Raw genomic sequence first — 11,370 nt, forward strand, 5'->3', positions numbered from 1 at the left:
TTAAAAGTTATTTATATCGTTATGCAAAAGTGACCTCCACTCCTTCCGAGAACATCAAAATGCCGAACACTTTCCAATCCCCACGCGAAATCAAGAAATCGTCCAAGCTCGAGCATGTATGCTACGACATTCGCGGGCCTGTGTTACGAGCGGCCATCGAGATGGAAGAAGCCGGTCACAAAATTATCAAACTCAATATTGGCAACCCCGCTCCCTTCGGTTTTGAAGCCCCACAAGAAATTATCAATGATGTGGCTTTAAACCTGCCGAACGCAATTGGCTATACCGATTCTAAAGGGATTTTTCCGGCGCGTAAGGCTATCTGTCAGTATTACCAGCAAAAAGGCATTCTGGATATGCACGTCAATGACGTCTATATCGGTAATGGTGTGTCTGAACTGATTGTCATGGCCATGCAAGGCCTGCTGGATGATGGCGATGAAATGCTGATTCCGATGCCAGACTATCCGCTTTGGACTGCGGCAGTGAATCTGTCGGGTGGTACTGCGATCCATTATAAATGTGATGAGGAAAATCACTGGTATCCTGACATTGCCGACATGGAAAGCAAAATCACGCCAAATACCCGTGGTATTGTGATTATCAATCCCAATAACCCGACGGGTTCGGTTTATCCGCGTCATGTCTTGCAACAGATTGTTGACTTGGCCAAAAAATACGACCTGATTTTATTTGCTGACGAAATCTATGACAAGATTATCTATGACGGGATCGAGCATGTTGCTGTAGCGGCCTTGGCAGGTGATCAGCTTTGTGTATCATTTAATGGTTTATCAAAGGCTTACCGTATTGCCGGTTTCCGTTCCGGCTGGATGGCCATTACTGGCGATAAAGCACGTGCAGCAGATTATATTGAAGGTCTGGATATGCTGGCCTCTATGCGCCTGTGTGCCAATCATCAGGCACAATATGCAATTCAGACAGCGCTTGGCGGCTATCAGTCTATCAATGACCTGATTCGTCCGGGTGGCCGTTTATATGAACAGCGCAACATTGCCTGGGAAATGTTAAACGAGATTCCAGGTGTGTCTTGTGTCAAGCCTGAAGGTGCCATGTACTGCTTCCCGAAACTAGATCCGAATGTCTATCCGGTTCAGGACGATGAAAAGCTGATGCTGGATTTGTTACGTGCCGAGAAAGTGCTTCTGGTGCAAGGTACCGGCTTCAACTGGCCGACACCGGATCACTTCCGGGTGGTGTTCCTGCCAGCCGAAAATGAGCTGCGTGAAGCCATTACCCGTGTTGGCCGCTTCCTGGCGAAGATGCGTTAATTGTTAAAATAGATAAAATAAAAAACCGCGTCTTGATGCGGTTTTTTATTACTCTGAAAATTCAGCGGTTGGACTGATGATATTTAAAAAAAGCATGCCGGTTTCCTTGAGCAAATTTCTGCACGCTATGGTTTCTTATCAGGCAATTTCCCCTCAATCATGAGAATTCATGTTATTTTTTGACCAAATATAAAATTCCATGAGTACACGGATGTCCTCAAACACAACTAAACTCAGTCTGTTTCTCTGCCTTAGCATGTGCCTGGGTATTGGCATTTTTCGTTTCTCTTATACTGCGCTGTTGCCGGGTACTCGCGAAGCCTTTGGCTGGAGTACAGAGTTTGCCAGTCTTTTGGGCAGTGCCAATTTACTGGGTTATTTAATGGGTGCCTTTACTGCCATGCGCTTGCCTCAAGATCGCAGCATGAGTACCTATATTCAAATTTCAGCCTTCGCTGGCATGTTCAGCCTGATGTGCTGTGCATTTTCTGGTTTTTCAGAAGCGTGGTATATCGCTTGGCGTATTATTTCGGGGATCAGCGGTGGATTAATGATGATCTTATCGCCGAGTGTGGTAGCGCAGTGTTGTGAACTTCAGGATCGTCTTAAAATCAACTTTATTGGTTTTAGCGGAATTGGGTTAGGTGTTTTAATTGCCACACTGTTTCTGCCTTATCTGGATCAAATTTCCATACAGACTGCCTGGCTGATCTTATGTGGTTTTGCCCTGCTCATTTGTATCGCCTTAAGCTTACTGATTCAGAAATTTAAGCCGTATTTGTCCGCACAAGCTCCTGCGGTTACCTCTCATCTATCTCTGAATAGCATCTTTTATAGTTTACTGACAGTTTATGCCTGTAGTGCTTTCGCCTATATACCACATTCACTCTTCTGGATTGATTATTTAAGCCAGCAGTTGGGATTGAGCTTGTTCTGGATTAATTTCAACTGGATTCTTTATGGGCTAGGCAGTGCTTTAGGTGCCTTGAGTGCTTATGCACTGGCCAGAAAATGGGGTAATTTTGCTGCCCTGAAAATTCTTTATAGTCTTTATATTGTGGCTATTTTTATTGCGACTCTAGATGCCAACCCATTGCTTACTTTTAGCTCTTCCTTTTTCACGGGTATGCTAAATCCCGCTGTGGTCTTCCTGACCTCCTATACCATTTTGCAACTGTATGGACTGGCTTATAAAAAGCTCTGGAGTATTGCCACCTTGTGTTTTGCCTCAGTTCAGCTGATCGGTGGACTCAGCTTTAGTGCGCTGCAATATTTTGGATTGAGCTATCATCAACAGTTCATACTGGCCACATTGGTTCTTTTATTAGGAACATTGCAATTGTTCTGGTGTACACGTCCTGCCAGACTCAAGCCTGAACAACAAACTCCGCCAATTTCTGCTCATGGAGAAGGAACTAAATAAGGATAAGGATTGGTTGCTCCTTGCCCACCTAAATAAATGCCATAATGTAAGTGCGGCGGGGTATTTTTGGCATTACCTGTATTACCCACATAAGCGATGACTTCACCTGCTTCCACCCAGTCGCCTTCCTGAATATGCTCTGCATAACCATCCAGATGTGCATAATAATGCTGGCTCATACTGGGACCTGTCACCCAGATAATTTTTCCACCCAGATTATTGGTGCCAATCCTACGCACAATCCCTTGGGTCGCGCTAAATACTGGCGTACCGCGTTTGGCAAAAATATCCGTTCCTTCGTGTTTACGACCGGCACTACGTGCTGCTCCCCAGGTATCATTAATTTGACCAACTCTGACGCCTTCAACCGGAATCTGTAACGGAGCTTCCAACTGGGCTCTCTGTAATTGCCAATATAGATATGGGGTTTTCCAGCCCGCTGCCTCCCCTGAAGGAGGTGGTTGACAGGCAGTCAGTAAAAAACCTATAGATAACAGTAAACTTATAATCGGAAGAAATTTCACCAATATTCGCATTAAATTAAATAGATGACTTTTATCTTAATCACAACCGCCTAATTTAAAGTCACAATCCTGTTATTTTTAGTGATGATTTTATATTAGTCTTAAAATAACAAAACCCTCAAATGAGGGTTTTGTTATTTCAGGTGGATAGGAGATTATCTACGTTTTTTAGCACGAGATGGTTTCGATGGTTGTTGCTGTTGTTGCTGTTGCTGCTCTTCATTCTGAGCATTGTCCTGCTTGTCTTTTTGTTGGACCTGCTTATGTCTCGCTTTAGCTTTAGCCATGATTTACTCCTTTGGAGAAACGTCTCTATATCACTGGAAGTTCCATTCATCACTGTAACGTTTATACAAAATAAGCCAATCGCTGAGCTGTATCCAAATACGTCAATGTAATGCCGTCTTTACTAAGTCATTCAGCTTAGAATGAATCATTTTTAGGCTCATTACACTTCTTACATGATCTTGCAGCCTGATACTTATTTTAACGTTTAGCTCTTAGCTGTTCAGCCTTTGCTTCCCAATAAAATGATAAAAAAAACCCGCAATTACTGCGGATTTTAACTCATAAATTGCATCGCAATTTCAGGCATCCATATTGTTAATGATTGCTTCGCCAAACTCAGAACAACGCAGCAAGGTCGCCCCTGGCATTAAACGCTCGAAATCATAGGTCACAGTTTTTGCCGCAATCGCACCCGAAATCCCCTTGATGATCAGGTCGGCAGCTTCTGTCCACCCCATATCACGCAGCATCATTTCAGCAGACAAAATGATCGAACCCGGATTCACTTTATCCTGTCCGGCATATTTAGGTGCTGTCCCATGTGTTGCTTCATAAACTGCAATCGAACCGCCGATATTGGCACCTGGTGCAATCCCGATCCCGCCGACTTCCGCAGCAAGCGCATCAGAAATATAGTCACCATTTAAGTTGAGTGTCGCAATCACAGAATATTCTGCCGGGCGCATCAGGATTTGCTGTAAGAAGGCATCTGCAATGACATCTTTAACAATAATATCTTTACCCGTTCTTGGATTTTTGATTTTAACCCACGGGCCACCATCTAAAAGCTCACCGCCGAAACGTTCCAATGCGACCTCATAACCCCACTCTTTAAATGCTCCTTCTGTGTATTTCATGATATTGCCTTTGTGCACCAGAGTCACACTTGGCTTGTCATTTTCAATGGCGAACTGGATGGCTTTACGTACCAGACGTTGGCTACCTTCTTTGGAGACAGGTTTGATTCCGATTCCACAATTGTCTTCAAAGCGGATGTTGGTTACACCCATTTCTTCTTTCAGAAACTTGATAACTTTTTTCGCTTCCGGAGAATCTGCTTTCCATTCAATACCGGCATAAATATCTTCTGAATTTTCACGGAAAATCACCATATCGGTCAGTTCCGGATTATGTACTGGCGAAGGTACCCCTTCAAACCAGCGTACCGGACGTACACAGACATATAAATCCAGTTCCTGGCGTAAAGCCACATTCAGAGAGCGAATACCACCACCAACTGGCGTGGTCAGTGGGCCTTTGATCGATATTACATAATCACGCAGCGCTTCCAAGGTTTCATCAGGCATATAGGTGCCGTAAATTTTGTCAGCTTTTTCACCGCAGTAGACTTCCATCCATTCGATGGAACGCTTCCCGGCGTATGCTTTTTGCACAGCAGCATCTACCACAGCTCGCATTGTTGGTGTAATATCTGCACCGATTCCATCCCCTTCGATAAATGGGATAATTGGATTATTTGGTACGTTGAGTGACAGGTCTACATTAACGGTAATTTTGGTACCATCCACAGGTACTACGATTTTTTGATATCCCATTATTAGTATTCTCCCGGATGCCGCTGACAAATCTAAAATAATTGCCAATTAGGCAATACTTTCACCTGTTCTTAACGCATAATATTCTAATCCAGATTTGTTGTTTTTGAGATTTATACGGGAAATAACTAAATTTCCCTTTTAAATAAACCTCTACATTTTTTAAATTAATGTAATTATAGAAGTTATTTCCTATGAAAATCGTCATTCTAAACAATTCTGAATAGCAAAGTCCGTATTAATCTATATTAATCTGCTAGAACCGCGCCAGTACTGTATATAACAATAATTGTAATCTGTTTTAATCTTTTTTAATCTATTCTAATCTTACACAAAAACGGGTATCTTTGCGGGTAACACTTTAAAGTTACCCGTTACCCGCGATGCTTACCGATGCTAAAGTAAAAACATTAAAATCAAAAGAAAAGTCATACCGCATTTTGGATGCTGAACGCCTTTATATTGAAGTACGCCCAACAGGTAAAAAGGTTTGGCGATTCAAGTTCACGCTCCATGGAAAAGAAGGCACCGTGAGTTTCGGTGAATACCCTGCCGTGACACTGCAGCAAGCACGAAAATTAAAAGATGAGGCTCGGGCGAAGTTAGCACAAGATATAAACCCATCTCTTGAAAAGAAAAAAGATAAATTAGAAAAAAGGGTTCAAGCCAATAATACTTTTAAAGCAATTTCTGAAGAATATGCAGCGGAGCAAATGAAGCACCGCTCTACTGATTATGTGAATCGCTTTAAGACGTGCATGGAGTTGGATGTTTATAAGGATATTGGCTCAATACCAATTAATGAAATCACATCTGCTCATATTTTAAATGTGATGAAGAATACAGTGCAGCGTGTAAGTAATTCTGCAAAATTTGGCACCGGTGAAGCTGCGGCAAATTTAAACCGTAGATTTATCGGTCTGGTGATGCGCTATGCAATTATTACTTCCAGGCTAGAAAATGACCCAACATATGCACTTAGAAGTGTAATTTCTCAGCCCGAAGTTGAGCATGCAAGGTCGCTTGATGCAAATGAAAAGAAAATTTTGCGAAGCAATATTGATAGCTATAACGGCTCTACCACAGTCCGAAATGCCGGACTCGCCATGCTGTATTCAATGTTGAGGACAGTAGAGATCAGGAAGTTAGAGTGGTCTTATGTTGATTTTGATTCAAAGACAATTACACTACCGCGATCGTCAAGACAAACACAGCAAGATCGAGTCATGAAAAAGAATAGAACTCACATTGTACCATTGTCTACACAGATGCTTGAACTACTTCAACAGCAACACGCAATTTCCGGCGATCAGATATATGTATTCCCTTCTCCACAAAAGAGAAACTGCATGTTATCCAGGACCACACTAAATCGAATGCTTGAATATATGGGTTTGGATAAAGTGACTGCTCATGATTTTCGCGCGACCGCTTCAACAGCACTTTACGAAAAAGGATACAAGGAAGACTGGATTGAAATGCAATTAGCGCATTCTGTCGGAAATAAAACTAAGGCTTCTTATAACCATGCCAAATACTTAGCAGATCGTAGAAAAATGATGCAGGATTGGGCTGATATTGTGGATGGATGGAAGGAATAGTGAATATTTCAAAATTAGCATCTACGGTAATTTTAGCAACATCTTTTGCCATAGTTCTTCTATTTGCCTTTCTGTTTTATTTGTATGGGGACTTTAAAGATGCCCTTTCAGACACCGCTAGTTTTTTTGGGGGAATTGCCACGCTGGTAGCTGCATATATTGCTACTCAGCTATTTAATGATTGGCGAGAGCAGCACAACAAACAAATCATGAATACTTTTGGATTAAAGGTCTACGAGAAATACTTGAAATTTGAGGATGCCCTTTATTCTGCTCAAGATACTTTATCTGACTTAAAGGTTGAAATTGAAAAGGATAGCTCCACAGGAAATTTTTACTTTGGGGAGGCAGCACTAAAAAAATATCAAAACCATATATTCCCATGCTTTGAAAAACTGGATTTAATAAATGGTGATTTTAACTTTTTTTTAGAAGCATTAAGAGGTTATCGCATAGTTGCAGATCAGGAGATATATGATGAATATATTCATCAATTCGTCGGTAAATTCATTATTGCCCGTGAAGGAAATGAAGGATATTGCGATTTAGATGAGGCATTACATATTGTTAAGAAGGTAATTTCTAATTATGAATTATTGCGAAATGAGATTTATGAATTGGCGATAATGAGAATACTAAAAGAACTTAAGGTTGATTAAGTTCTTTTTCCATAAAAGATTCACTGTGGCTTATCAAGTAAGACAGCTTTTTTTCAGAGAGCCTTCACACATATCCCCACATTCACATTCGTCGTAATTAAATGAGTTATTTAGATTTATTTCGAAGAGACATAAGGGCAGAAGCCTAAAGATGTAATATGACCCATTTAAATTTAGTTATGATTAGTTGTGCGAGATTACGAGCAAGGCAGGAATGGCTAGTCCCAGAATGTTGTCAATATTAGGTAGCATGAATTAATTATAAAGGGATAGATAGCGGGAAGAACATAAAGCTTAAAAAACAAACTAAAATTAATTAAAATATATACAACATACGAAATTTTTTATATACTTTTTGACAAAATCTACTTTAGAACGGTATTATAATGACATTGGATGAACTGAAACCCCATATTCAGAGTCGCTTAGCACATGAACTCAAAGGAAACTTTCTTGAATCACTGTCTATTGATATAAAAAATAGACTATTAGGTGCAAGTGAATTTGTTTTATCAAATTTTCATAACTCGGAAATTGCCAATCAAATTTCACCCAAACTTGAACCTGATGTTTTAATGGATGAGTTATTTAATGTTGCTAGAGCAAATGGACATAATGTTGTTATTAAAGAAACCATCCCAAAGGGGCATTTCTACACTCATTTAACAACATCTTCTTGTAATTTAATAATTACAAGAAGATCTAGTCGCAATGTGATGAAATCACTTTATTTTACTAACCAAGCTACTCTAAATCAGGGGTTAGTTGAGCCAGTTCAACCTGATTTGCTTGACAATATCGCTCTCTTGGATGATGAAATCCCATTAAGCTCTTTACTCTTTGTCTATGCATCTATCTATTGGGATAGAGAAAACCAACTGCTCGATTTTGAGTTAGTTCTACCTCACCCAACAGAATTCTATTCATTGTTAACATTTACTCTTGATGAATTACGAGCATCAGCTAAAGAGCCAATGACAGACATAGCAGAGGATGACATCGTAACTATGAAGCGTAGAGTTGATCAAGCTGCCCCTAAAAAGTAGTATTTGAAGGTATTAATCATGCAAGGAATAGAGCAATTCCAGTCTGGGCGACTAAAACGTGCTCGTCTCATGTATGACGGGCTCACAAAAGCCGCTCTAGCAGAAATGATAAATGTTTCACCATCAACCTTAACCAAATGGGAAGATGGGACTCATTTCCCTCAAAATGAAGCTATCGAAAAATTATCTGAGGCTCTTAAAATTCCATATCACTGGTTTTTAAGACCTATCCCCAACCAAGGTTCTCCTTTGTTCTTAAATAGAGCAAAAAAAAGGTTGCTGAAAGCTCCAGGTGATAGATCAAATGAAATGCTTCTAAATTTGTCTGAGATTTATCATATTGCAGCAGAATGGATTAATTTCCCAGAAGTAAACTTAATTGAGAGTCTTAGTAGAACTGAAGCACTATTACTTACACACCATCAGATTGAAGAGATTGCTTCTAAATTAAGGGAGCATTGGGGAGTTGGTATCTCTCCTATTCAGGATCTCACTAAACGTATTGAAAAATCAGGTGTAATTGTTACAAGATTTGAAATAGGTTATGACGATATGGATGGTAGTTCTGCATGGATTAATGACAGACCATTTATTTTTATTGCAGCAGATAAAGACAACTATTTTAGAAGTAGATTTGATATATCTCATGAGTTAGGGCATTTAATTATGCATAAAAACTTAACTCAAGAAGATAAAAAAGTTAGGTTTGATCTTTTAGAAGAACAAGCCCACTATTTCGCAAGTTGTTTATTATTTCCTCCAAATGCATTTATTGCAGAGGCTAATAAGATATCTATTGAATCATTAACAATGTTAAAGAAACGTTGGGGGATTTCAATAGCTGCAATGATATACAAAGCAGAATCTATGAAGATGATTTCTTCAGATGAAGGATCTCGTTTATGGAGAAGTTTACGATACCGCGGATATCACAAATGTGAACCTTATGACGTTGAAACAAAACCTGAGCAACCAGTGGCTTTAAAAAACTCAATCAAGCTAATGTTGGAACAAGGTGGTTTTTCTAAATCTAAAATTATTGATGAGTTTGGTTTAAAAAAACACCTTGAAGTGTTGTGTGGACTAGCATCTGGTTATCTAGATGAAGATTTTGGTCAAATTATTAGCATGAAATCAAAGAATACACCTTCTTCAACCAATGCGACCAACCTTCATAAGAGACAAGGTGAACTCATAAAGTTTTCCCGCGATTAATTAGATATCACTCTAATTTTATATTAACTTGAATAAAGCCCTCTGAATGAGGGCTTTTTAACATTAGAATTCTTCCACTGGTAGCAAGTCAACTGTCTGACCTGCCAAGCTATGGTGACAATCTGATAAGAATTGAATTCTTCCATCAGTGATGAAAGAGTGACATTGACTTGGGTGGCCTTGGTTCACCATTAATGATGGTGTGAATGTCGGTGCATCCATATTCCCATTAAAGCCCCATCTGATCCGATGTTGCTCACCAACATGGATGGGATGTAAGGTTTTACATCCTGGGCACTCAATGAAATAAATACCGTTCGACTCAAGCAATATATTGCTTACTTTCTTAAACTCACTCATTTGCTGGCCTCATAATCAATCAAAACTTTAGCCACAGCCTTAGCAGCCAACCAATAGCGCGCATTAAATCGAGCAAGTTCATCTTCATTGGAAATAAAGCCCAGCTCTATAATCAAACCGCCGGCATTCACATATGCCAGTCGACCACGCGCTGATTTAGATTGATCAATCCAGCCGTTGTCACCACGTAAACGACTACCAAGCGCATCAGCTACAGCCACCGACAAATCCTGAGCCAATTTTTTATCTTTCGGCAGTGCGATTGTTTCAACACCGTTGGCCTGTTTTGATGTTGCAGCGTTCATGTGGAATTCGACTGCCACGCTTGAACCTGTAATCAATTTTACAGCAGCAGACAATGGGTCGTTTTTAGTGCCAGTGCCATCAGTTTTGACTTGCAGCCCTGCTTCACGCAAATAATGAGTCACTGCATTGCGGAAATTGACGACCAGATCTGCTTCTTTGATTTTGCCATTTACGGCACCTGGATCTGTATTGCTATGGCCAGCTGTAACCGCAACAAGGCCTAAAGGTTGGTGCAGTTTTGGTTGATAAATTTTCTTACCAAGCCACGATAAAAACACCATGACCGACCCTGTGATAAATGCATGGTACTCAACAGGGATCACTTTAAAGTCCATCGCCCATTGCAATGCCGGAATAACGACAAGCAATAAAAAAGCTCCCAAAATTGGGAGCTTCACAGAAAGATACTTCCAGGCACTTTGCTCAATTAATTTCATTTGACGCTCCAAGTTGCGGCTTTATTTTTAAGCCAGTTTTCAATAAATGTACTTCCAAGGATTCCCAGAGCTGATGCAATTGCAATCAAAGCCAGTGGATGAATATCTGGAATTTGTAATAAGATCCCACCAGCCAAAACGGATGAAGCTGATCCTAAAATAGTCCGACCCAAAACAAGTCGAACAGTTAGTCTTTCCTCAGATACAAGAAGTTTAGACAGGCCGATGACAGCCCCGATCACGACAAGCATCCAAAATGTTTTTTCATGCTCCTGCATGATTCCCCCTATTTTTTTGCAATAAAAAAGCACCCGAAGGTGCGGTTATTTTGTTGATCATTAGACTTCTATTCTCACCACCCTTCCTTCTGGTGCTGGGCGCTTAATCTCATTACTTGATACAAATACCCGGGTGCCATTCGTATACTTAGCCGTACTGGTGCACATGACCAGTCCGGATCCATCTACCACCAAAACCTTGTAATTCGGATGATCTGCAGAAGTTATCGTACCAATGAATTCGGGAGCCTTTGGAAGTAAATCAATTAAACGCTGCAATGGATTACTCATGGTTTATGCTCTCCACTTTAACACTTTGATTGATTACTGCATGATTGAACGAGACACTCACGCTCTCAACCATGCCCCACCATTCCGCATTAAA

At 40.4% G+C, this 11,370-nt stretch carries 13 protein-coding genes; 6 read left to right on the plus strand and 7 right to left on the minus strand.

What is annotated here, in order from left to right; genetic code table 11:
* Both WAK81_RS01840 and WAK81_RS01845 read left to right on the plus strand, forming a co-directional pair.
* A partial coding sequence (locus WAK81_RS01840) for a pyridoxal phosphate-dependent aminotransferase (protein WP_422195452.1) occupies window positions 1–1,292 on the plus strand: 1,292 nt, incomplete at its 5' end.
* Between the two features lie 211 nt (window positions 1,293–1,503).
* Window positions 1,504–2,715 (plus strand): YbfB/YjiJ family MFS transporter, encoded by a 1,212-nt coding sequence (locus WAK81_RS01845; RefSeq protein WP_422195453.1) that lies wholly within the window; start codon window positions 1,504–1,506, stop codon window positions 2,713–2,715.
* Here the strand turns inward: WAK81_RS01845 and WAK81_RS01850 are convergent.
* The 3 genes from WAK81_RS01850 to icd form a co-directional block, all read right to left on the minus strand.
* A complete protein-coding gene (locus WAK81_RS01850) occupies window positions 2,694–3,251 on the minus strand; it encodes a M23 family metallopeptidase (RefSeq protein WP_422195454.1) in 558 nt (185 codons plus the stop codon). The two genes, WAK81_RS01845 and WAK81_RS01850, sit on opposite strands and share 22 nt — an antisense overlap.
* 143 nt (window positions 3,252–3,394) lie before the next feature.
* On the minus strand, window positions 3,395–3,526 hold the full coding sequence (locus WAK81_RS01855) for a hypothetical protein (RefSeq protein WP_004645538.1): 132 nt from the start codon (window positions 3,524–3,526) through the stop codon (window positions 3,395–3,397).
* A gap of 300 nt (window positions 3,527–3,826) precedes the next feature.
* Window positions 3,827–5,083: an NADP-dependent isocitrate dehydrogenase gene (gene icd / locus WAK81_RS01860; RefSeq protein WP_422195455.1), complete on the minus strand. Its 1,257-nt coding sequence runs from the start codon at window positions 5,081–5,083 to the stop codon at window positions 3,827–3,829.
* Window positions 5,084–5,466: 383 nt separating this feature from the next.
* On the opposite strand from icd, the gene WAK81_RS01865 reads away from it, so the two are divergent.
* The 4 genes from WAK81_RS01865 to WAK81_RS01880 all read left to right on the plus strand — a co-directional run bounded on the left by WAK81_RS01865 (window position 5,467) and on the right by WAK81_RS01880 (window position 9,604).
* Entirely contained in the window at window positions 5,467–6,684 is a 1,218-nt protein-coding gene (locus tag WAK81_RS01865) for a tyrosine-type recombinase/integrase (RefSeq protein ID WP_422195456.1), read from the plus strand.
* Window positions 6,684–7,343 carry a hypothetical protein gene (locus tag WAK81_RS01870; protein ID WP_422195457.1) on the plus strand — a complete coding sequence of 220 codons (660 nt, stop codon included), beginning with the start codon at window positions 6,684–6,686 and terminating at the stop codon, window positions 7,341–7,343. The genes WAK81_RS01865 and WAK81_RS01870 overlap by 1 nt, the downstream gene beginning before the upstream one ends.
* 386 nt (window positions 7,344–7,729) lie before the next feature.
* Window positions 7,730–8,389, plus strand: coding sequence for a hypothetical protein (locus tag WAK81_RS01875; protein WP_085064374.1), 660 nt, complete (start codon window positions 7,730–7,732; stop codon window positions 8,387–8,389).
* An 18-nt stretch (window positions 8,390–8,407) separates the two neighbouring features.
* A complete protein-coding gene (locus WAK81_RS01880) occupies window positions 8,408–9,604 on the plus strand; it encodes a helix-turn-helix domain-containing protein (protein ID WP_085064375.1) in 1,197 nt (398 codons plus the stop codon).
* A gap of 63 nt (window positions 9,605–9,667) precedes the next feature.
* Here WAK81_RS01880 and WAK81_RS01885 read toward each other — a convergent pair whose 3' ends face one another.
* The 4 genes from WAK81_RS01885 to WAK81_RS01900 are packed head-to-tail and all read right to left on the minus strand — an operon-like array spanning window position 9,668 to window position 11,276.
* Window positions 9,668–9,964, minus strand: coding sequence for a DUF6527 family protein (locus tag WAK81_RS01885; RefSeq protein WP_085064376.1), 297 nt, complete (start codon window positions 9,962–9,964; stop codon window positions 9,668–9,670).
* Window positions 9,961–10,707, minus strand: a complete 747-nt coding sequence (locus WAK81_RS01890; protein ID WP_422195458.1) for an N-acetylmuramoyl-L-alanine amidase — start codon at window positions 10,705–10,707, stop codon at window positions 9,961–9,963. The genes WAK81_RS01885 and WAK81_RS01890 overlap by 4 nt, the downstream gene beginning before the upstream one ends.
* Window positions 10,704–10,985: a holin gene (locus tag WAK81_RS01895; RefSeq protein WP_333835472.1), complete on the minus strand. Its 282-nt coding sequence runs from the start codon at window positions 10,983–10,985 to the stop codon at window positions 10,704–10,706. Before WAK81_RS01895 ends, WAK81_RS01890 begins: the two co-directional genes overlap by 4 nt.
* Before the next feature lie 60 nt (window positions 10,986–11,045).
* Window positions 11,046–11,276: a hypothetical protein gene (locus WAK81_RS01900; RefSeq protein WP_422195459.1), complete on the minus strand. Its 231-nt coding sequence runs from the start codon at window positions 11,274–11,276 to the stop codon at window positions 11,046–11,048.
* Between the last annotated feature and the right edge of the window lie 94 nt (window positions 11,277–11,370).

The organism is Acinetobacter sp., from assembly GCF_049284435.1.
GTDB lineage: Bacteria > Pseudomonadota > Gammaproteobacteria > Pseudomonadales > Moraxellaceae > Acinetobacter.

What these genes read in the sequence shown, in the direction of transcription:
- WAK81_RS01845 (WP_422195453.1), top strand. Translation starts at nt 1,504, where the DNA reads ATGTCCTCAAACACAACTAAACTCAGTCTGTTTCTCTGCCTTAGCATG.
- WAK81_RS01850 (WP_422195454.1), bottom strand. Translation starts at nt 3,251, where the DNA reads ATGCGAATATTGGTGAAATTTCTTCCGATTATAAGTTTACTGTTATCT.
- WAK81_RS01855 (WP_004645538.1), bottom strand. Translation starts at nt 3,526, where the DNA reads ATGGCTAAAGCTAAAGCGAGACATAAGCAGGTCCAACAAAAAGACAAG.
- icd (WP_422195455.1), bottom strand. Translation starts at nt 5,083, where the DNA reads ATGGGATATCAAAAAATCGTAGTACCTGTGGATGGTACCAAAATTACC.
- WAK81_RS01865 (WP_422195456.1), top strand. Translation starts at nt 5,467, where the DNA reads ATGCTTACCGATGCTAAAGTAAAAACATTAAAATCAAAAGAAAAGTCA.
- WAK81_RS01875 (WP_085064374.1), top strand. Translation starts at nt 7,730, where the DNA reads ATGACATTGGATGAACTGAAACCCCATATTCAGAGTCGCTTAGCACAT.
- WAK81_RS01880 (WP_085064375.1), top strand. Translation starts at nt 8,408, where the DNA reads ATGCAAGGAATAGAGCAATTCCAGTCTGGGCGACTAAAACGTGCTCGT.
- WAK81_RS01885 (WP_085064376.1), bottom strand. Translation starts at nt 9,964, where the DNA reads ATGAGTGAGTTTAAGAAAGTAAGCAATATATTGCTTGAGTCGAACGGT.
- WAK81_RS01890 (WP_422195458.1), bottom strand. Translation starts at nt 10,707, where the DNA reads ATGAAATTAATTGAGCAAAGTGCCTGGAAGTATCTTTCTGTGAAGCTC.
- WAK81_RS01895 (WP_333835472.1), bottom strand. Translation starts at nt 10,985, where the DNA reads ATGCAGGAGCATGAAAAAACATTTTGGATGCTTGTCGTGATCGGGGCT.
- WAK81_RS01900 (WP_422195459.1), bottom strand. Translation starts at nt 11,276, where the DNA reads ATGAGTAATCCATTGCAGCGTTTAATTGATTTACTTCCAAAGGCTCCC.